Consider the following 20,416-nt stretch of genomic DNA (forward strand, 5'->3'; position numbering starts at 1 on the left):
AGGGACAGGGCGACGATCGTCAGGGACAGGCCTAAATCGAGCAGGAAGCCGTGCGCGATCCGGGCCAGCACATCACGGCCGAGATGATCGGTGCCGAACGGGAAAGAGGCACTGGGCGGGCGTAGGCTGTTGCGCAGCGAGGTCTCGATCGGGTCCAGCGTCAACCCGTAGCCGATGGAGAGGGCGAAGAGGACCGCGATCGCGAGGAGGGGCCAGTCGCCCCGGCGCAGCGCCGTCATTGCGCCGTCCGCTTCAGGCGAATGCGTGGGTCGACGCGGGCGAGAAGAAGATCGGCGGCGAGATTGGCCCCTGCCACGGCCAGGGCGATGACGCCGATCGCGCCGAGAAAGGCCGGGCCATCGTGGCTGTCGAGCGCGTCGGTGAGATAGGCGCCGAGACCAGGGATCGAGAACAGCCTCTCCACGATGACGACGCCGCCGATCAGGAAGGTGAATTGCAGCGCGAGATAGGGGATCAGCGGGATCAGCGCGTTCGGCAGCGCGTGGGTGAAGAGGATCGCGCGGTCGCCGAGCCCTTTCGCGCGCGCCGTCGTGATGTGTTGTGCGTCGAGTGCCTCGTTCAGCGTGTCGTCGAGCAGGATGGCGTTGAAGCCGAACTGTCCGAGCGCCAGCACCGCAACTGGCAGCACGACATGCGCCCAGCTCTCGAAGCCGCTGACCGGCAGCCAGTCGAGCCGGAGCGAGAACAGGATGATCAGGACGACGCCGAGAAAGAAGGAGGGCAGCGCGATCGAGCCGACGGCGAGCAGTTCGAAGCCGCGAGCTGTTGCGGGCGCCGGAAAGGCGCGCTTGAGGGCGACGGTGATGAAGGTCAGCGCGAGCGAGGCGAAGGTCGCCAGCAAGGCGATGAGCCCGGTCGCCGACAGCCGCCAGCCGAGCTCGAGCGCGACCGACCGCCCGGTCCGGATCGAATTGCCGAGATCGCCGGTCAGCGCGCCGGCAAGCCAGCGGCCATATTGCACGATCAACGGCGCGTTGAGCCTGAACCGGTCGGCGATGACAGCGACATCCTGCTGCGAGACGGAAGCGGTCTGGTCCTGGAGGAAGACGCGGGTCAGGATCACCTGCGCCGGCTCGCCGGGGACGAGCCGCAGGAGCACATAGGTCAGGAAGGTCGCGGCGAGTACCGTCGCGATGGCCAGTGCGAGCCTCTGCAAAACATAGGCCCCCATCGCGTTGGCTCAGCGCGCGAGCGTCATCTGCGGGTCGAGCATGTAGTCATGGGCGATCGGGTTGAAGGTGTAGTTGGCGATGCCCGGACGCATCGCCACGTTGACCCCGTAATGGGCGATGGTCAGGCAGGGTTCTTCTTCCGCCGCGATGCGCTGGACCAGATCATAGGCCGCCTTGCGCTCGGCCTCGTCCTGCGTCGTGATCGCGACAGCCAGCGCCGCGTCGACCTTCGGGTTCGCGTAGCCCCAGGTGTTGATGGCACCGCTGGAGTGATAGGTCTGGCGCAGGTAGAAATCCGGGTGCGGATACATCGCCGAAGCCAAGGCTGCGAGCCGGGCGTCGCCGGGCTTCATCTCCTTCGCGATGGCCGAGAAGGTCGTCACCTTGATCTCCATGGGCACGCCGAGCTTGCGGAGCTGGCTCTGGAGGGCACCTGCGATCGGCACGAGGCCGGGCCGCTGCGCATAGGTGTAGAGGGTGAAGCGGAGCGGCTTGCCCTCCTTCGTCATGACGCCACCGGGACCGGGCGCATAGCCGGCTTCCGTCAATAGCTTGCGGGCCGCAGTGAGATCGGCTTTCGGCGGCGCGATCGAAGCGTCGGCGAAGGCCATGGTGCCGGGGAAGGGGCCGATGCCGGCGCGGCCCATGCCGAACAGCACGTACTGCGCGATCTCGTTGCGGTCGATGGCAAGCGACAGGGCCTTGCGGACGCGGATATCGGCGAAGGGCGTATCCTTCAGGCTGCCGAAGCTCAGCACGTAGTTGCGCGCCGTTACGTTGCGCGAGACGGTGAAGCCCTTGTCGACGAGCGTGTCGAGGTCGCCATAGGGCACTTCCGAGGTGAAATCGACGCTGCCCTTCTGCAGTTCGAGCGAGCGCGTTGTCGGATCGGGGATGCCGCGGAAGGTGATGGCGTAGATCGAGGGTTTCTCGCCCCAGTAGCCGTCGAAGCGCTCGACCGTGAAACTCTGCGCCGCCGGCTGCCAGGCTGTGACCTTGAACGGCCCCGTCCCGATCGGCTGCTCGATCGTGCCGTCTGTCATCTTCGGCGAGGCCGGGGAGACGATCGCGGCGCTGGCATAGACAAGGGCGGCCGGGAGCGCCGGAAAGGGCTCGGAGGTGGTGATCTCGAGCGTCCGGTCGTCGCGCGCCGAGATCGCGGCGATCTTGGTATAGCTCCGGACGGTTCCGCTGCGCTGGAGCGCCGAGGTCAGGCTTGCGGCGGCGGCCTGCGCGGTCAATGGCGAGCCGTCATGGAAGGTCACGCCGGGGCGTAAGGTGAAGCTCCAGACGGTGTCGCTGTCGCGCTGCCAGGAGGTGGCGAGCCCCGGGGCCAGAGTGAAATCGGGCCGGCCGATCACCAGCGTCTCGGTGACCATGGCCTTTTCCTTCATCAGCGTGCCGTCCTGGGTCGGGTCGAGCGTGGGGATCTCCCAGATCTCGGCGACGCGCAGGGCAGGCTGCTGCTCCCGCGAAGTGGCGTGGCTCAGCGTGGAGAGGCCAAGGGCCAGAGCGAGCGAGGCGATGAGGAGCCGTGCCATGGATACTCGCAGTATGATATTTTGATAAAAATATCATACTGCCGTAACGGCGGGATAGCAAATGCGGACTTGCGCCGGAAACGGCTCAAGTCACTGCGCATCAGCGCTCATGCGAGTGAGAATGCGTGTGGCCCGGTTCATGGGAATGATCGGGGGCACCGGGCAGGAGATGAAGCTGCCCGTGGCGGACGCCGCGCTGGCTGATGACCCCGTCCGCAAAGGCGCGCACGTCTCCGGTCGTGCCGCGCAGCACGGCGACCTCCAGGCATTCGTACCGGTCGAGATGGACGTGTAGCGTCGCGATCGAGAGATCGTGGTGATCGTGCTGCTGGTTGGTCAGCCGGCGCGCGAGGTCGCGCGTCTCATGGTCGTAGACATAGGCGAGCGTCGCAAAGCAGGGCGCGGCCGGATCGGCCTGTCGTTCGGTGTGGGCGGCCTTGCGCAGGATATCGCGAATGGCTTCCGAGCGGCTGCCATAGCCCTTCGCCGTGCTCAGCGTGTCGACGAATGCCAGAAGCTCGGCATCGATGGTGATCGTGACCCGTTCCACCTTGTTTCCCGCTCCCGGCGCATCCTGTCGGCCGCAGGATAGGGCGGCTTGGCGGGAATTGCGAGGCTCGGGGCTGGTCACGGCCGTCGTTCACGACTGGAACAGGCGGCTATATTGCGTCTCGTGCCAGGCGCTCGCCATGGCGAGCGCGGGAGCGAGGTTGCCGACCCCGCCGTCGCCGAGCGACCGGGCGCGCGTGGCGGCTTCCTCGATGGCGGTTGCGGCCTCGATGAGCAGGCGCTGGCCCGCCGTATGTCCGAGCGGGACGAGCTTGATCGCAGCCGTCACCTGCCCCTCGACATAGACCCAGAGAAAGCCTTTCAGCGCAGCTTCCGGGGCGATGCGCCAGTGATGGCAGGCAATCGCGAAGGCTGCGGCATAGGTCAGGGACTGCCCCTGCTCTTCCCGGGCGAGGGGGACGTCGAGGTCGGCGAGGAGCCGCAGCAGCGCCTCACCTTGTCGCCTGTCCTCGCGCTGGAATTCGCGGCTTTCGCGCCCGGCCGAGAGCCAGGCGTTCATGGCGTGGAAGCGCTCGCGGTCGCCCGCCTCCAGCGCCGTCGCCATGCGCCAGAACAGGGCGCCGTCGAGCTGCGCGACATTGGCGCGCAGCGTGCCGAGGATCCAGTCGCGCGCCGCCGCCTCGTCGGTGACCCAGCCCGCGTGGACGGCGGCTTCGAGCCCGCGCGAGTAGGAGAACCCGCCCACCGGCAGGCCCTGGCTGACCAGGCGCAGCAGGTGCAGCGGTATCGCGGTATGGCCGCTATCGGCAGCTGGATCGTTCTCCATGGGTCAGGCCTCGGCCGGGCTTGCCTCGCTGCGCTGGCCGGCCTGGAGCCCACCCTGCTCGACGATGAAGTCGATGACGGCGTCGAGGCCCTTGCCGCGCGAGAGATCAGTGAAGCCGAAGGGGCGCTTTCCGCGCATGCGGGCGGCATCGGCCTGCATCACCTCGATATCGACATTCACATAGGGCGCGAGGTCGCTCTTGTTGATGATGAGGAAGTCCGAGCGGGTGATGCCGGGGCCGCCCTTGCGGGGGATTTCCTCGCCCTGGCAGACGGAGATGACGTAGAGCGTGAGATCGGCGAGGTCGGGCGAGAAGGTCGCCGCCAGATTGTCGCCGCCCGACTCGATGAAGACGATGTCGAGATCGGGGATCTTGCGGTTGATCTCGGCGATGGCCTGCAGGTTGATCGAGGCATCCTCGCGGATCGCGGTATGCGGGCAGCCGCCGGTCTCGACGCCGACGATGCGGTCCTCGGGCAGCGCCTGCAGGCGCGCCAGGATCATCGCGTCTTCCTTGGTGTAGATGTCGTTGGTGATGACGGCGATGGAGTAGGTATCCCGCATCGCCTTGCAGAGTTTCTCCGTGAGCGTCGTCTTGCCGGAGCCGACAGGGCCGCCGATGCCGACGCGGAGAGGGCCGTTCTTCGAGATCATGAGCGCAGTGCCCTTGCAAGATGGAGGCCGCTGGCGGCGCAGGGCGCCGTAGCGCGGGGATCAGTCATGATGATGGTGGTGCTTCCCATGGGCGTGGGAATGCGTGTGGTGGCCATGGTCGTGATGATGGTCGTGGCCATGGTCGTGGTGGTGATCATGGCTGTGATGGTGGTCGCCATCCCCCTGCGCGTGGCTGTGGCCATGGCCGGAATAGGCGCCGCGCACCGGGTTGAAGGCGGCGACGATCTCCTCGACCTCGGCATCGAGCCCATGGAGCATGGCCTTGATGACATGGTCGCGCAGGATCAGGATGCGATCCGCCGCGATGGCCGCGGCGAGATGGCGGTTGCCGATATGCCAGGCGAGCTCGGTCAGATGGAGCGGATCGCGTCCGCGGATGGCATAGAGCGGCTCGTCGGCGGCCGCGATTGCGATGATGCCGCCGCCCTCGATCGCGAGCGCGTCTCCGGCCGCCAGCACGACGGTTTCCGGGAGGTCGACCAGGATCTTCCGGCCGTCATCGGTTTCGATCATGCGCCGGCGCAGATGGCGCTCGTCATGCTGGAGAACGGCACGGCCGAGCACCGGTTCGGGAGACGTCGGGGCGTCCGTCGCCCGCTTGACGGCTATCGCTTTCAACATGCTGCACTCCGTTTCGGACAGGGCCGGTTCCACCACTTTGCGGTGAGCCCGGCGAATAGGCTGTGTCAAGCTCCCACGATGAAATAGGTTCGTGGGGTTCTGCAATTAACGTTGTCGTTCCAGTATCCGCCCCAGCATTGCTTTCAAGATGGCGTGAAATCCTCAGGGTTTCTTTTGAGATAAATTGTATAAATCCTGGGACGCGTGGCACAGGTATGGCTTTCCAGCTTCCTGTATTGGGCTTTCTGTTTGCCGCTCTCGCGGGCGCGTGCTAGCAATTTCGCCTCATTCTGGGCTGGATCGGCTTGGATTTGAAGCGGTTTGACTGAAGAGCGGTCCATGAATGCAATCGTGCCCATTCCGCCTTCGGAGGCCCTCCCGTCGACTTCGCTGGCGCGTGCCCATTATGCGGCGCAGCCGAGCTCCTGGCCGGCCGAACTGGAGCTGTGGTTCGCACTGAGCGCGGGCAAGACGCGGCTCGTCCGCCGGCGCCATCTCGGCCCGCTCGTCGTCCAGCGCCCGTTCCATCCGGAGAAGGATGGGACCTGTCACATCTACCTGCTGCATCCGCCGGGCGGGGTCGCGGGCGGCGACCGGCTCGACCTGCGCTTCCATGTCGATGCCGGTGCGCGGGCGCTGCTGACGACGCCCGGCGCAACAAAGTTCTATCGCAGCGAGCATGGCGCCGGCACGCAATCGACCCGGATCGACATCGGCGTCGGGGCGGTCTGCGAATACCTGCCGCAGGAAACCATCGTTTTCGACGGCGGCGATGCGCAGATGGAAACCCGTATATCGCTCGCGCCCGATGCCACCTATGTCGGCTGGGATTTCCTTTGCCTCGGGCGTCCGGCCGCCGGGGAGCGGTTCGAGACGGGGCGGTTGAGCCAGCGCATCGAGATCCGGCGCGATGGCAGGCCGATCTGGTTCGAGCGCCTTGAGCTGCACGGTGGCTCCCCCTTGATGGAGGCCGCCTATTCACTGGCCGGCCAGCCCACCTGGGGAACGATGATCTATGCCGGTGCCGTCGCCGAGGACGCGGCGGAGCAGGTGCGGGCCGCGATCGGCGCGAGCGCCGTCTTTTCGGTCAGCCAGCTCGAGGAGGTCGTGGTCTGTCGTTATCTCGGGCCGCGGGTCGGGGACGGCAAGGCGCTGTTCGCGCGGGCATGGAACGTGCTTCGGACCCTAGGGCAGGGCAAGCCGGCCAATACACCGCGCATCTGGGCCACTTGAAAAAGATCGATTGCGAAGGAGAGGGAAGGCGATGGAGCTGCTTCCGCGTGAAAAAGACAAGCTTCTGCTCTTTACCGCAGCGCTGCTGGCGGAGCGGCGGAAGGCGCGAGGCGTCAAGCTGAACTATCCGGAAGCCGTCGCCTATCTCTCGGCGGCGATCCTGGAGGGCGCGCGCGACGGGCGCACCGTGGCGGACCTGATGTCCTATGGCGCGACGCTGCTGACGCGCGACGACGTTATGGAGGGCGTCCCCGAGATGATCCACGACGTGCAGGTCGAAGCCACCTTCCCGGACGGGACGAAGCTCGTCACCGTCCACAACCCCATTCCGTGAGGTGGCGTCATGATCCCGGGTGAATTCTTCATCGAGGACGGCGAGATCGACCTCAATGCCGGCCGTGAGACGCGGACGGTGGAAGTCGCCAATTCCGGCGACCGGCCGATCCAGGTCGGGTCGCATTACCATTTCTACGAAACCAATACGGCGCTGCATTTCGATCGCGAGAAGGCGAAGGGCTTCCGGCTGAACATTCCGGCCGGCACCGCCGTCCGCTTCGAGCCGGGCCAGTCGCGCACGGTCGATCTGGTCGCGCTCGGTGGCGACAGGGTCGTCTACGGCTTCAACGCCAAGGTCATGGGAAAGCTGGGGGGCTGAGATGGCGCGCATTACCCGCGAAAACTACGCGTCCCTCTATGGGCCGACCAAGGGCGACCGCATCCGCCTCGCCGATACCGAGCTCGTGATCGAGATCGAGGAGGACCGCACCGTCTATGGCGAGGAGGTCACCTTCGGCGGCGGCAAGGTCATCCGCGACGGCATGGGCCAGGGCCAGCGCAATGCGGCCGAGGTCGTCGACCTCGTCATCACCAATGCCGTGATCCTCGATCACTGGGGCATCGTGAAGGCGGATGTCGGTGTCAAGAACGGGCGCATCGTCGCGATCGGCAAGGCCGGCAATCCCGATATCCAGCCGGGCGTCGACATCGTCATCGGCCCGGGCACCGACGTCATCGCCGGCGAGGGCAAGATCCTGACGGCAGGCGGCATCGACACGCATATCCACTTCATCGCGCCGCAGCAGGCCGAGGAAGCGCTCGCCAGCGGCACCACGACGCTGGTCGGCGGCGGCACCGGCCCCTCGGTCGGCACGCTCGCCACCACGGTCACGCCCGGCCCCTGGTACATCCATCGCATGCTCGAGGCGATCGAGGATCTGCCGATCAATGTCGGCCTGCTCGGCAAGGGCAATGCCAGCCTGCCCGAGCCGCTGCGCGAGCAGGTCCGGGCCGGCGTGATCGGCCTCAAGCTGCACGAGGACTGGGGCACGACCCCGGCCGCGATCGACAACTGCCTCTCCGTGGCCGACGAGATGGATGTCCAGGTTGCGCTGCATTCCGACACGCTGAACGAGAGCGGTTTCGTCGCCGATACCTTCGCGGCGATGAAGGGGCGCGCCATCCATTCCTTCCACACGGAAGGCGCAGGCGGCGGCCACGCCCCGGACATCATCACGGCCGCAGGCCAGGAGAACATCCTGCCGTCCTCGACCAATCCGACGCGGCCCTACACGATCAACACGATCGACGAGCACTTGGACATGCTGATGGTGTGCCACCACCTCAGCCCCGAGATTCCCGAGGACGTGGCCTTCGCTGAATCGCGCATCCGCAAGGAGACGATCGCGGCTGAGGACATCCTGCACGATCTCGGTGCCTTCTCGATGATGTCGTCGGATTCGCAGGCCATGGGGCGCATCGGCGAGACGACGCTGCGCTGCTGGCAGACGGCGCACAAGATGAAGGTGCAGCGCGGCCCGCTGCCCGAGGACAGCCCGCGCAACGACAATTTCCGCTGCAAGCGCTACGTCGCCAAATACACGATCAACCCGGCGATCACTCATGGCTTCGCCCATGAAATCGGGTCGGTCGAGGTCGGCAAGCGTGCGGATCTGGTGCTCTGGAAGCCGGGCTTCTTCGGGGTCAAGCCGTCGCTCGTCATGATGGGCGGCATGATCTCCATCGCGCCGATGGGCGACCCGAACGCCTCGATCTCGACGCCGCAGCCGGTCCATTACCGGCCGATGTACGGCGTTCTCGGGCGCGCCCGCGGCAAGACCGGCGTCACCTTCGTCTCGCAGGCGGCGCTCGATGACAAGATCGGCGACAAGCTGCACCTCCAGAAGCAGCTGGTGGCGGTGAAGGGCACACGCGGCGTGCGCAAGAAGGACATGATCCACAACACGCTGACGCCGAAGATCGAGGTCGATCCGCAGAACTATCAGGTCCGCATCGACGGCGAGCTGATCACTTGCGAGCCCGCGACCTCGCTGCCGATGGCGCAGCGCTACTTCCTGTTCTGAGGAGGAAACGGCCGGCATGGCGCTCCGCCGTGCCGGCCGCCTTTGGCTCCGGAACGCCTGCTCCGTGGCCTGTAGCACGACCGCCCAACCGATCGGGGAGATCGGCCGGGCATGCGACCGGGCTTGTCGTCGAAGGGGCGCTTCGCATGGATACGAGAGAGCTTGAGGGGAATGCCATTGCGGCGTTCGCGATTCATGTCCTGCGCGGCATCGGGCAGGTCGTGTTCCAGAACAATCCCGTCTCCGGGCTGATCATCCTCGGCGCGCTCTTCTTCAATTCCTGGATTTATGGCGCGATCTGCCTGCTGGGGGCCGTCGTCTCGACCTTGACGGCACGGCTGCTCGACGCCGATGACGGCTTGATCGCGGACGGGCTGTTCGGCTTCAACGGCGCACTCGTCGGGCTCGCGCTCGTCGCCTTCACCAGCGCGAATTTCCGCACCGGCGCGGTGCCGTCCTTCCACATGTTCGTCTACATCCTCTTCGCCGCGGCCATGACCAGCGTCGTGTTCGCAGCGATCGGGGCCTTGCTCCAGCCGCACAAGGTCGCGGCGCTGACCGCGCCCTTCGTCCTGGTGGGCTGGCTCTTCCTCTTCGCGGTCCTGAAATTCGCCAATATCGAGGCCGGTCCGCTGGCGAAGCCGGTCTCGCCGGACCAGTACGCCCAGGCTGCGGCCTATATCCTGCCGACCTGGTATATGGGGATCGGCAACGCGATCGGGCAGATCTTCTTCCAGGACAACTGGATCGCCGGATACCTGATCGTCCTCGGCATCGCCGTGAACTCGCGCATCAGCGCCTTGATGGCGCTGATCGGGGCGGGGCTCGCGGCGGCGGTGGCCGCCATCTTCGGCGGGCCGGAAGGAGCGATCCGCGACGGGCTGTTCGGCTACAATGCCGCGCTCACCGCAATCGCGCTCGGCGGCTTCTTCCTCGTCCTGACCTGGCGCAGCTTCCTCTACACGCTGTTCGGCATCGTCCTGACGACCTGGCTCTGGGCCTCTGTCGCGATCTTCCTGAAGCCGATCGGCATGCCTGTGCTGACCTCGACCTTCGTGCTCGTGACCTGGCTCATGCTGATCGGGGCGCAGGGCTTCAAGGCCCTGATCCCGGTCCTGCCCGCGGACGCGACCACGCCGGAGGGCAATCGGTGGCGGCACCTTGCCGGCCCGGCCGCGACTGCCGGGCCAGCGCATTGATCATCGGTATTTCAGTCGCTCCGCATCGCCGGCGCGAAACCTGTTTTTGAGAAGGAGTTTCGGCTGTGGGATTGATTGGCATCCTTGTCGCCCTGGCGCTGCTGATGTGGCTCGCCTATCGCGGGTGGAGCATCCTGATGGTCGCCCCGATCGCGGGTCTTGCCGCGGCGATCCTGGCGGGTGAGCCGATCCTCGCCCATTGGACGCAGACCTTCATGCCCGGGGCGGCCCGCTTCGTGGCGCAATGGTTCCCGATCTTCCTGCTCGGCGGACTGTTCGGGAAGCTGATGGATGATAGCGGCTCGATCGCCTCGATCGCCAAATACCTGACAGTGCGCCTGGGAACGAAGCGGACCATCCTCTCCGTCGTGCTGGCTTCGGCCATCGTCACCTATGGCGGTGTCAGCGTCTTCGTCGCGTTCTTCGTGCTCGTCCCGATGGCGCAGCAGATGTTCAAGGCGGCCGACATTCCCCGCCGTCTGATGCCGGCGACGATCGGCCTCGGCGCCTTCACCTTCACGATGACGGCCCTGCCGGGCACGCCTTCGGTCAACAACGCGATCCCGATGCCGTATTTCGGCACGACCACCTTCGCCGCCCCCGGCATCGGCATTGTCGCCTCGCTGATCACGCTGGCCTTCGGCCTGTGGTGGCTCGCCCGCGCAGAAGCGAAGGCCCGCGCGGCGGGGGAGGGTTTCGGGACGGTTTCGGAGGAGCCGGCCGTCATCGACGAGAAGCTGCGCGAGAAGGCCACAGTGGCCAGCGAATTCGACCCCGCCGAGCTCGACCATGGCCAGCGCGCGGAAGACCATCCGCCCTTCGTGCTGGCGGCGCTTCCCCTCGTCGTCGTCATCGTCGTGAATTTCCTGATGGCGCTCGTGGTGTTGCCGCGGATGAACTTCGCCTTCCTGGCCGAGCCGGTCTGGGGGAGCACGTCGATCAACACGATCGGCGGCGTCTGGTCGGTGATGCTGGCGCTGGCGGCCGCGAACCTGACGGTGATCGCGGTCAATTTCCGTCGCATGCCCAATATTCGCGAGAGCCTCGACGCGGGCGCGAATTCCGCGGCGCTGCCGATGCTGACGATCGCGAGCCTCGTCGGTTTCGGTGCGATCATCGCTTCTCTCCCGGCGTTCAATCTTGTCCGGGACGCGGTTATCGGCATCCCGGGTGGCCCGCTGATCTCGCTGACGGTCGCGATGAACACGCTGGCGGCCCTGACGGGCACGGCTTCGGGCGGCTCGGCGATCGCGCTCGCCGCGCTCGGCGACCACTTCCTCAAGCTGGCGGCGACCTATGGCGTCGATCCCGCGCTGATGCATCGGATCACCGTCATCAGCGCAGGAACGCTGGACGCGCTGCCGCATAACGGCACCGTGCTGATGCTGCTGCAGATCAGCAAGCTGACCCATGCCGAGAGCTACAAGGACATGGTCATGACCGTGATCGTCGGCGTGGTCATCTCGCTGATCGCGGTCCTGTTCCTGGGATCGGCCGTCGGGTCCTTCTAGCGTATCGGACTGAATATCGTCTTCAGTCCGATACGCTAGCTCTTTGATTTCGCATCGGCTTTTGCCGAAAGCCGCGCTCCACTTTTCGGGCCGATGCTTTAGTCATGCGATAGGCCTTGAGCGGCGGCCGTTCCCTCGCTCAGGGGCGAGGCACGACGCTGGGTCGGCATCGATGTCTTGTGACGCCGACCCCGCGCCTGCGGTGCACGGCCGTCAGGACGTCGAGCTTCAGGGGCAGCCGCGACGCGGAACGAGCGTCGGTGGTGTCACCGGGCAACGCGCCGGCCATCAAAGCCGGCCGGATAACGGCGATCGGCGTAACGGCTTACCCGCTCTCCGGCGCGGCGGACCGAAATGGCAGCGGCATTTCGTCGATGAACCTGTCGAGCGGCTGCGAATTCCTGTCGAACGCCTTTCTGATGCGACCATAGCATTCGCAACTGCGTTGCTCGACCAGGTCCCGCTCCAGAACCGTCAGGTTTCCGCGTGCATAGGCGATGGCGCCATCCTCCATGAGCTTCGAACAGACCATGTTGACCGTCGCTCGCCGCAGCCCGAGAGCCTGCGAGATCGCGGCCTGGGTGAGGTGAAAGGAATTTCCGACAACCCTGTCATGCGCATGCAGCAGCCAGCGGCTGATCCGCTCCTCGGCACTGTGCAGGCTGTTGCAGGCCACCGATTCGAGAAGCTGAACGATCAGGCTCTTGGCGTATCTGAGCAGGGCGTGCCGCACGCAGGGAAAGCGCGCTATCGCCTCGTCGAGATCCTGGATCGAAAGCCAGGAAGCATAGCCCGGAACGACGACGCAGGACTGGCCGATCGCTTCCCCGCCGCCCATGGCCAGGGCGATGCCGATAAAGCCCTCATAGCCGATCGAGACTTTCTCGACGCCGCGCCCGTCGCGCATCGCGGCCATGATGGAAACCATGCCTTCATGCGGAAAGATCGCATGGGTGAAGGGAGTGCCTTCCTCATAAAGGACTTGACCTTGCGACAGGCGTCGCATGACCAGACGCGGCCGCAGGAATTCCTGAGCTTCGGGCCGCACCGACAACAGTATCTGATTGGAGATATCGAAATCGCCCCTCAACGGATGGTCCAAACACTTCCCTCCTGGACAATGTCAGTACATCGCGAGCAGATCGGTTAACTCTTCGTCAACCCTGTTATATGTACGTAATGGTACATATTCATTTCGGTTCCGGACACATGCGGCCGCGATCGTGACGTGCGGTGGCTAACTCGGTGCGATAGGGCTGTATCTCATGAGTCTGTTTGGACCGGAAGGCCTTGGCCCGCGACAAATCCATGGTCGTTCAGGCGCGCAGCTCTGTGCCGCAACCGCGGGCTGCGACCACGCGGGAAGTGGCCGGCAGCCGGCTGGATCGGCTGATGCGTGGCTGGATGCGGGCAGTGAAGACATCGCCGAACGGCTGCGCTTTGCCGGGATCGATGACGACGATCGGGCCTTGCTGAGGGAGTTCAGGCCAGCCGTTGCGGAAAAGCTGCCCGGCATTCTCGACGAGTTCTACGACCATATTCGGATGTTCCCGGACGTCGCGCGGCTGTTTCCGAGCCGCGCCGTCATCCTGCGCGCTCGCGAGATGCAGATCGCCCATTGGGCGCTCATTACCGCTGGAGCGTTCGATGGCGCCTATGCCCGCTCGGTCCGGCGCATCGGCGAGGTCCATTGCCGGCTAGGCCTGGAGCCGCGTTGGTATATCGGCGGCTACAATTTCATCGTCACCCGGCTGATCACCGTCGCGGTGAGGGACGGGTGGCTCTGGCGCAAGGGAAGCGCTAGCCGGCAGAGGCGGGCTGCGGCTGCATTCAGCCGCGCGGCGCTGCTCGACATGGACCTCGCCATCTCCGTCTATCTGGATGCGGCGCGTAGAAACAGGCGCGAGACGCTGGAAGGGTTGGCGGTTGGCTTCGAGCAGGCGGTGGCGAGCGTCGTTCGTTCGCTCACCGGTGCCGCGAGCGACCTGCAATCCCTGGCGCATTCGCTCGTCGGCTCCGCGAGCGAAACCATGCATCAGGCCGATGCTGCTCTGGCCAGCTCGCTGGAAGCGACGAAAAACATCGAGGTGGTGGCCGCCGCGACCGATGAACTGGCGGAATCTCTCAAGGGGATCGGCGGGCGCATCGCCTCCTCTTCCGGGATATCCGCCAGGGCCGTCGGGGAAGCGCAGCAGATCACTGTCCAGGTCAGTGAACTCACGCATTCCGTGGATCGGATCGGCGGCATCATCGATGTGATCCGCGAGATCGCCGGGCGGACCAAGCTTCTGGCCTTGAACGCGTCTATCGAGGCGGCGCGGGCAGGCGAAACCAGCCGTGGTTTCTCCGTGGTCGCGGGCGAGATCAAGATGCTGGCCGTCCAGACGGCGGAGGCAACCGCCGAGATCGATTCCCAGATCGGAGCGATCCGGGAGGCGACCCGCTACGTTGCGGCCGCTGTCGGGGGCATCAGGCAAACCATCCAGGAGATGACCAAGATCGGCTCTGTCATCGCCGGGGCGATCGGCGAGCAGGCAGAAGCCACCCGGCAGACCGCCTGCAATCTCCAGCAGGCTTGGCAGGATTCTGCCGAAGTGGCGAACAGCATCGTGGGTGTCACGCGACAGGCCTCGATTTCGAGCCGGGCGTCGGGCGCGGCTCTGTCTGCGACCACGGATCTCGCGCACCAGACAGGGGCGCTCATGGTCGAGGTCGAGCAGTTTCTGGAAACGGTCGGCGCTGCCTAGAACGCGGCCTGCGCCCTAAAGCAGGGTCTATGGCGGCAGAGTCCCGGCATGCCGAGAATTATAATCGAAGAACTGAAAGCATCTTCTACGAAATAGCCTGTTTCTGACCCTTTATTTATCATGAGGTGTGAAATGTCGTCTTCGAACGTCTTGACTGAACGTCTGGATTTCATGCGGCTGGATGAGGCCGCGTTGACCAGGCTCCGAAACGTCAGGGATGTCGTCATGCAGGCGCTGCCTGAGGTTCTCGACGGCTTCTACGATCAGATTTTCGCTTTTCCCGAGACGCGGGCGCTCTTCTCCGGACCGGATCAGGTTTCGGGGGCGAGGGGCAAGCAACTCGCCCACTGGGACATGATCTCGAATGGACGCTTCGACGCAGGCTATGTCCGGGCTGTCACCGCTGTAGGCCAGGTCCATGCTCGCATCGGCCTCGAGCCGCGCTGGTATATTGGCGGCTATGCCTTGGTTCTCGAGGCCTTGATCGGCAAAATCGTCGAAGCCCGCTCGCCGCGAAGCGGGCAGAAGCGGCCGCCCGGCGAGCGCTTCGGCGCCGCTTTGCTCGGTTTGCGGGCCCGGCAGGGCGAGACGCTGGAAGACTCTGCGGCGGAGATGGCCGCCGAGATCGGCGCGATCGTCAAGGCGACCTTGCTCGACATGGATTTTGCGATCTCGGTCTATCTGGAAGCGGCCGAGGCCGCGCGCATCGAGGCCGAGCAAGAGGTTCTGGCGAAGGAGCGTGCTGCGGTCGTCGCCTCGGTCGGCGAGGCCATGGCGGCCTTGGCCCGTGGGGACGTCACCTATCGCATGCCCGACAATTTGCCGGCGGAGTATCGCCAGCTCCGGGACGACTTCAACCTGGCCGCGACCCGGATGCACGACACCATGAAGACCGTGCTCCTGGCGACGCAGGACATCCGCGCCAATGTCGGCGAGGTGGCGCAGGCCTCGAACGACCTGGCCCGGCGCGCCGAGGAACAGGCTGCCTCGCTGGAGGAAAGCGCGGCGACGACGGAGGAGCTGGCGGCCTCGGTCAAGAGCAACGCCCAGTCATCGCGCCATGCTGAGGCCGCGTCGCGCGAGGCGATGACGATTGCGGAGCGGGGTGGCGACGTCGCCCGCCAGGCGGTCGAGGCCATGACCCGCATCGAGGAGGCGTCCCGGCAGATCGCCGCCATTACCAGCGTGATCGACGGTATCGCCTTCCAGACCAATCTGCTGGCTCTGAACGCCGCTGTCGAATCCGCCCGTGCCGGTGAGGCGGGGAAGGGGTTTGCCGTGGTTGCATCGGAGGTCCGGACCCTCGCCCAACGATCCAGCGAAGCCTCGCGGAGCATCAACGCGCTGATCGTTTCCTCCAACAACGAGATCGCTCAGGGGGTGACGCTGGTCCGTTCCGCCGGGGCCGCCCTGGAAAAAATCGTCGACGCCTCGAAGGAGGTCGCCGCCAATGTTTCCGGTATCTCGACCGGTTCATCCGAGCAGGCCAATGGCGTCGACGAACTGAGCCAGATCCTCGCCGTCATGGATGGCGCCACGCAGCATAATGCGGTTCTCGCCGAGCAGAGCGCGGAATCCATCGCGGCTCTCTCAGGCCAGATCGCACGCCTCGACAGCCTGATCGCCGCCTTCAAGGTCGATGACGGGCCTGCTGTCGACGCCCGAGGCGACGGCAGAGTGCTTGCGATGCGGCGGAGCGCCTGAAAGCGCGGCGCCGGCCAGCCCGGGCTGGCGCATGCAATATTCCTGTGTCGGCGAGGGCGAGGACTGCAGCCTCGATCTGAAATGGCTCCTGAGCGCGAACGGTCATCTGCTGGAGCGGGCGGAAGGCAGGACAAGGGAATACATGCGCTGCTGAGCGCCCGTGGCGACGGGCTCGACGACAGCTTCCATCTGCCGGAGAAGACGGAGATCGACCGGCGGCTGGTGGCGGGCTCCGCATTGTTCGGAGCCGGATGGGGGCTCGCCGGCTTCTGCCCCGGCCCGGCGGTCTCGGCCCTGTCGATGGGGCTCGTCCCGGTCTTGCTGTTCGTCGCGGCGATGGCGGCAGGGATGATGCTGCATGACCGGGTGATCGCGGGGATGCTGCCGCGATGACGCCGGCCCTCGTTCCCGCGCTCGCCTCCGGCGGCCTCGTCGGCTTCAGCCTCGGCCTGGTCGGCGGCGGCTCGATCCCGGATCGGTCGAGAGATGGGCCTGCCTGTTCCCGGAACGAGCCTGTCGCGTTCATTCGCCTTTGAAGTTGGGAATACGCCTTTCGAGCAGTGCGGCGACCGCTTCGTGATGGTCGCCGGTATGATGCGCCAGCGCCTGCATGCTGGCCGACATTTCGAGGATGGGTTCGAGCCTTGAAACCCAGGCCTCGCGCAGCAGGCGCCTGGTCATGCGGACCGCGTAGGGCGGGTTTGCCGCGATGCGCAGGGCCAATTGGCGGGCGGCATCCAGCAACTCGTCATGCGGCACGACCGTCGAAACCAGCCCGATGGCTTTGGCTTCCTGCGCTGTCACCGCCTCACCGGTGAGGGCCATCTCGCAAGCCTTCGCGAAGCCTACGATCCGCGGCAGCAACCAGGCTCCGCCATCTCCCGGAATCAGGCCGAGCCTGACGAAATTCTCGGCGAAGCTCGCCTTTTCGGAAGCGATGCGAAGGTCGCACATCAATGTCAGATCGCAGCCCGCTCCGATCGCCGGCCCGTTGACCGCCGCGATGACCGGGATTTCGAGCGCTTCGAGCGCCAGGGGCAGCTTCTGGATCCCGCTGCGATAGTTGCGCCGCGTTCGCACCGGCTGCCGATCGTTGAGGCCGCCGCCGCTGCCCATCTTCTTCAGGTTGCCGCCGGAGGAGAAGGCCGTGCCGGCTCCGGTCAGGATGGCGACGCGAACGGCCGGATCAGCCTGGAGCCTGTCGAATGCGGCAAGCAGCGCCGCGACCATGTCCTCGTCCGAAATCGGATTGCGAAGCTCGGGCCTGTTCAGGGTCAGGGTGACGATCCCCTGAGGATCGTCCTGGTAGAGAACCGCTTCCGTCATTTTGCGCCACGTCGAATTGTTGAAGAAGGTGAGGGAGGGGGCGTCAGCCGGCCATCATCTTGCGCGGCAGCCAGAGGATGATCTCGGGCCACGCGACCAGAACCGCGATGATGACGATGTGGGCGATGAAATGCGGCAGCGAGCCGCGGAAGATCTCCTGCACCGGCCGCCCCGAATAGCGCGCCACCACGAAGCAATTGAGCCCGATCGGTGGCGTGATCATCCCGACCTCGGCCGTGACGATCTTGATGATGCCGAACCAGAGGGGGTCGAAGCCGAGCACCTTGATCAGAGGCAGGACGATCGGCACGGTCAGGACCAGGATCGCGATCTGGTCCATGAACATGCCGAGGACGATGTAGCCGCACAGGATGAGCGCGATGATCAGCCAGCGCGAGACCTCCAGCGCGCCCACCCAGCCGACGAGCGTCTGCGTGACCTGGGTCAGCGTGAAGAAATAGCCGAAGATCTGGGCGCCGAGCAGGATCATCACGATCATGCAGGTGCCATTGGCGGAGCGGCGCAGGACGCGCACCAGCGCCGGCAGCGTGACCTTGCCGTACCAGGCCGCGATGGCGAGCGCGCCGGCGGCGCCGAGTGCCGAAGCCTCCGTCGGCGTGGCGATGCCGGTATAGATGACGCCGGTCACCGCCCCGAACAGGACGACCATCGGGCCGACGACCCTGAGCCAGGCGATCTTCTCGCGCCACGGGACGGGCTTTGCCGGCGGGGCGCGGGAGGGGTCGAGCAGCACCAACACATAGACCGTCGTCATGATCGTGAGCATGACGAGGATGCCGGGAATGATGCCGCCGATCAGCAGCGCACCGATATTGACCTCGGCGAGCAGCCCGAAGATCACGAGCGCGACGCTGGGCGGGATCAGCATGGCGAGCGTGCCGGAGATCGCGACGACGCCGCCAGCCATCGCCGGCTCGTAGCCCTGCTTAAGCATGGCCGGCAGGCTCGTTGCCGACAGCGTGGCGGCCGACGCCGTGCTCGTCCCGCAGATGGCGCCGAAGCCGGCGCCGGCGAGCGCCGTCGCCATGGCGAGGCCGCCGCGCACCCGCCCCATCCACGCCGCTGTCGCGCGGAAGAGATCGTCCGCGACGCCGCTGAGAAGCACGAGCTCCGCCATCAGCAGGAACATCGGGATGGTGATGAGCTCATAGGCTCCGACGGTCGAGAGCGGTGCCGTTTCGAGGATGCCTGAGAGCATCGATAGGCCGCCGACCAGCCAGAGGCCGAGGACGCCCGATGCGATCATGGCGAAGCCGACAGGCGTGCCGATGGCGAGCAGGAAGAACAGCACGCCCAGTCCGATGGCGACGATCATTCGAAATGTTCTCCCTCGCCATGCCCGATCCGGACCGGCACGATGTCACGCCCCGTGGCGAGGCTGAGCAACTGGGCGATGAACTGGACCGCGAGCCGCAGCGTCATGAGCCCGCAACCGAGCGGCACAAGCGCCAGCGACGGCCAGGTCGGCCAGGGAATGGCACCTGACAGCACGTCGCGGGATGCATAGGCATCGATCGTCCTGAGCGCGCCGAAATAGGTGATGAGCGCGAAGACGAGTGCGCCGATCGCCGTGGTGACGAGTTCGGTCAGCCGGATCGTCCGCGACGGAAAGGTCTGTTGCAGGATGTCGACATTGACATGCGCTCCCTCGGTATAGGCGGCCGACAGCGAGAGGAAGAAGACGGCGGCGACGAGATAGAGCGAGATCAGGTCATAGGCCCAGGACAGCGGGCTGTGGAAGAAATAGCGCATGATCACGTCGCAGAAGACGATCAGCATGATCGCGAACATCGCGGCGGCGGAGAGCCAGCCCAGCGCATCCTCGATCGCGGACAGCGCACGCAGGATCGGCTTCATCTGAACTCCTTTCGGTGAAGGCGTACGGTGCGGGTTTCCCCGCACCGTACGCGGCGGATCAGCCGCCGGCCTGCTTCTTCAGGAGGGCCCGGAACTCCTTCAGCACCTCGCTGCCCTTCTTGCCGCGTCCGTCGAGGCCCCTGGCCCATTCGTCGCCGACGGCGCTGAGCTTGCCGGCGATGCCGGCATGCATCGCGGCTGGCAGCGGGGCGAAGGTGACGCCGGATGTCTTCAGCTTCTGCCGGGTCTCGTCGTCCTGGCGATCGACCTCGGCGCAGGCGCTCTTGTTGACGACTTCGGCAGCCTCGGCCATGGCCTTCTGCGTCTCGGGGGCAAGCTTGCTCCAGGCGGCGTCGCTGATCGAATAGGCGACGATGAAGCTGCCGAAATTCTCGCCTTCGGTGGAGTGCTTCACCAGCTTGTCGACATTGTAGGAGATCACGCTGTCGAGCGGGAACAGAACGCCGTCGAGCGTGCCGCGCGAGAGCGACTCGTAGGTGTCGGGTGCCGCCATCCGCACCGGCGTCGCGCCGATGCTGCGCAGGGTCAGGTCCTGCGCGCCGCCCGTCGTGCGCAGCTTCAGCCCCTTCAGGTCGGCATCGGACGCGACTGGCGCCTTCGCCGTCAGGATTTGATAGGGCGGCAGAGCGACGGCGAGCAGCAGCTTGATCTTGTTGGGCGTGTAATCCTCGGCTGCGACCAGCCCGTTCCGCGCCGTTTCCAGATAGGCCTTCGTGCCCTCGCAGGCGGTGGTGAAGCCGCCCGGCAGCATCGCGACCTCGGAAGCGACCATCTTGTCGGAGACATAGGCCGGAGCGACATAGCCGATATCGACGACGCCGGTCTGCGTCAGCTTCAGCATGTCGGCCGCCTTGCCGATCTGCTGGCTCGGGAAGTAGTCGAAGGTGACGCCGCCATTCGTGCGCTTGGTCACTTCCGCCATCCAGGGCTGGATGATCAGCTTCACGAGGTAGTGGCCGGCGGGGAAGGAATCCGCCACGCGCAGCTTGCGGGTCTCCGCCCGGGCGGAGGCGCTCAGCGCGCCGAGCGCCGTCGCGGCCAGACATGCCGCCATCAGGGTTCTGTTCATGC

At 65.8% G+C, this 20,416-nt stretch carries 19 protein-coding genes and 2 pseudogenes; 9 read left to right on the top strand and 12 right to left on the bottom strand.

Annotated elements, in window-relative coordinates; translation table 11 throughout:
- From Q0Q02_RS16370 to Q0Q02_RS16400, 7 genes and pseudogenes are all read right to left on the bottom strand, one after another.
- A pseudogene (locus Q0Q02_RS16370) lies at positions 1–239 on the bottom strand (ABC transporter permease); the annotation flags it as partial.
- Positions 236–1,192: an ABC transporter permease gene (locus Q0Q02_RS16375; protein ID WP_293810822.1), complete on the bottom strand. Its 957-nt coding sequence runs from the start codon at positions 1,190–1,192 to the stop codon at positions 236–238. The pseudogene Q0Q02_RS16370 and the gene Q0Q02_RS16375, both read right to left, overlap by 4 nt.
- A gap of 9 nt (positions 1,193–1,201) precedes the next feature.
- On the bottom strand, positions 1,202–2,734 hold the full coding sequence (locus tag Q0Q02_RS16380; protein WP_293810824.1) for an ABC transporter substrate-binding protein: 1,533 nt from the start codon (positions 2,732–2,734) through the stop codon (positions 1,202–1,204).
- Between the two features lie 100 nt (positions 2,735–2,834).
- Positions 2,835–3,284: a nickel-responsive transcriptional regulator NikR gene (gene nikR / locus Q0Q02_RS16385; RefSeq protein WP_293810826.1), complete on the bottom strand. Its 450-nt coding sequence runs from the start codon at positions 3,282–3,284 to the stop codon at positions 2,835–2,837.
- A gap of 90 nt (positions 3,285–3,374) precedes the next feature.
- Positions 3,375–4,070, bottom strand: coding sequence for an urease accessory protein UreF (locus tag Q0Q02_RS16390; RefSeq protein WP_293810828.1), 696 nt, complete (start codon positions 4,068–4,070; stop codon positions 3,375–3,377).
- Positions 4,071–4,073: 3 nt separating this feature from the next.
- On the bottom strand, positions 4,074–4,724 hold the full coding sequence (ureG, locus tag Q0Q02_RS16395) for an urease accessory protein UreG (RefSeq protein ID WP_293810830.1): 651 nt from the start codon (positions 4,722–4,724) through the stop codon (positions 4,074–4,076).
- Positions 4,725–4,784: 60 nt separating this feature from the next.
- Positions 4,785–5,366, bottom strand: coding sequence for an urease accessory protein UreE (locus tag Q0Q02_RS16400; protein ID WP_293810832.1), 582 nt, complete (start codon positions 5,364–5,366; stop codon positions 4,785–4,787).
- Between the two features lie 339 nt (positions 5,367–5,705).
- On the opposite strand from Q0Q02_RS16400, the gene Q0Q02_RS16405 reads away from it, so the two are divergent.
- The 6 genes from Q0Q02_RS16405 (at position 5,706) to Q0Q02_RS16430 (ending at position 11,669) form a co-directional block, all read left to right on the top strand.
- The gene (locus tag Q0Q02_RS16405; RefSeq protein ID WP_293810834.1) at positions 5,706–6,599 is read left to right on the top strand and encodes an urease accessory protein UreD; all 894 of its coding nucleotides are present in this window, start codon (positions 5,706–5,708) and stop codon (positions 6,597–6,599) included.
- A gap of 31 nt (positions 6,600–6,630) precedes the next feature.
- Complete coding sequence (ureA, locus tag Q0Q02_RS16410) at positions 6,631–6,933, top strand: urease subunit gamma (RefSeq protein ID WP_293810836.1); 303 nt, start codon at positions 6,631–6,633, stop codon at positions 6,931–6,933.
- Positions 6,934–6,942: 9 nt separating this feature from the next.
- Positions 6,943–7,254, top strand: a complete 312-nt coding sequence (locus Q0Q02_RS16415) for an urease subunit beta (RefSeq protein ID WP_293810838.1) — start codon at positions 6,943–6,945, stop codon at positions 7,252–7,254.
- A 1-nt stretch (position 7,255) separates the two neighbouring features.
- Positions 7,256–8,959, top strand: a complete 1,704-nt coding sequence (gene ureC / locus Q0Q02_RS16420; RefSeq protein ID WP_293810840.1) for an urease subunit alpha — start codon at positions 7,256–7,258, stop codon at positions 8,957–8,959.
- A 146-nt stretch (positions 8,960–9,105) separates the two neighbouring features.
- A complete protein-coding gene (locus Q0Q02_RS16425) occupies positions 9,106–10,158 on the top strand; it encodes an urea transporter (protein WP_293810842.1) in 1,053 nt (350 codons plus the stop codon).
- A gap of 65 nt (positions 10,159–10,223) precedes the next feature.
- The gene (locus tag Q0Q02_RS16430; RefSeq protein WP_293810843.1) at positions 10,224–11,669 is read left to right on the top strand and encodes a GntP family permease; all 1,446 of its coding nucleotides are present in this window, start codon (positions 10,224–10,226) and stop codon (positions 11,667–11,669) included.
- A gap of 325 nt (positions 11,670–11,994) precedes the next feature.
- Here the strand turns inward: Q0Q02_RS16430 and Q0Q02_RS16435 are convergent, their stop codons facing one another.
- On the bottom strand, positions 11,995–12,771 hold the full coding sequence (locus Q0Q02_RS16435) for a Crp/Fnr family transcriptional regulator (protein ID WP_293810845.1): 777 nt from the start codon (positions 12,769–12,771) through the stop codon (positions 11,995–11,997).
- A gap of 163 nt (positions 12,772–12,934) precedes the next feature.
- On the opposite strand from Q0Q02_RS16435, the gene Q0Q02_RS16440 reads away from it, so the two are divergent.
- The 3 genes and pseudogenes from Q0Q02_RS16440 to Q0Q02_RS16450 form a co-directional block, all read left to right on the top strand.
- Positions 12,935–14,416, top strand: a complete 1,482-nt coding sequence (locus tag Q0Q02_RS16440; RefSeq protein WP_293810847.1) for a globin-coupled sensor protein — start codon at positions 12,935–12,937, stop codon at positions 14,414–14,416.
- Between the two features lie 132 nt (positions 14,417–14,548).
- Positions 14,549–16,120: a methyl-accepting chemotaxis protein gene (locus Q0Q02_RS16445; protein ID WP_293810849.1), complete on the top strand. Its 1,572-nt coding sequence runs from the start codon at positions 14,549–14,551 to the stop codon at positions 16,118–16,120.
- A gap of 174 nt (positions 16,121–16,294) precedes the next feature.
- Positions 16,295–16,513: pseudogene (locus tag Q0Q02_RS16450) on the top strand (DUF6691 family protein); the annotation flags it as partial.
- Between the two features lie 129 nt (positions 16,514–16,642).
- On the opposite strand, the gene Q0Q02_RS16455 reads toward Q0Q02_RS16450, so the two are convergent.
- The 4 genes from Q0Q02_RS16455 to dctP are packed head-to-tail and all read right to left on the bottom strand — an operon-like array spanning position 16,643 to position 20,414.
- The gene (locus Q0Q02_RS16455) at positions 16,643–17,446 is read right to left on the bottom strand and encodes a crotonase/enoyl-CoA hydratase family protein (RefSeq protein ID WP_293810851.1); all 804 of its coding nucleotides are present in this window, start codon (positions 17,444–17,446) and stop codon (positions 16,643–16,645) included.
- A gap of 43 nt (positions 17,447–17,489) precedes the next feature.
- Positions 17,490–18,782, bottom strand: a complete 1,293-nt coding sequence (locus Q0Q02_RS16460) for a TRAP transporter large permease (RefSeq protein WP_293810852.1) — start codon at positions 18,780–18,782, stop codon at positions 17,490–17,492.
- Complete coding sequence (locus Q0Q02_RS16465; RefSeq protein ID WP_293810854.1) at positions 18,779–19,324, bottom strand: TRAP transporter small permease subunit; 546 nt, start codon at positions 19,322–19,324, stop codon at positions 18,779–18,781. The genes Q0Q02_RS16460 and Q0Q02_RS16465 overlap by 4 nt, the downstream gene beginning before the upstream one ends.
- 58 nt (positions 19,325–19,382) lie before the next feature.
- Complete coding sequence (dctP, locus tag Q0Q02_RS16470) at positions 19,383–20,414, bottom strand: TRAP transporter substrate-binding protein DctP (protein ID WP_293810856.1); 1,032 nt, start codon at positions 20,412–20,414, stop codon at positions 19,383–19,385.
- Positions 20,415–20,416 lie beyond the last annotated feature (2 nt).

It is taken from the genome of uncultured Allobosea sp. (assembly GCF_945956895.1).
Classification (GTDB): Bacteria; Pseudomonadota; Alphaproteobacteria; order Rhizobiales; family Beijerinckiaceae; genus Allobosea.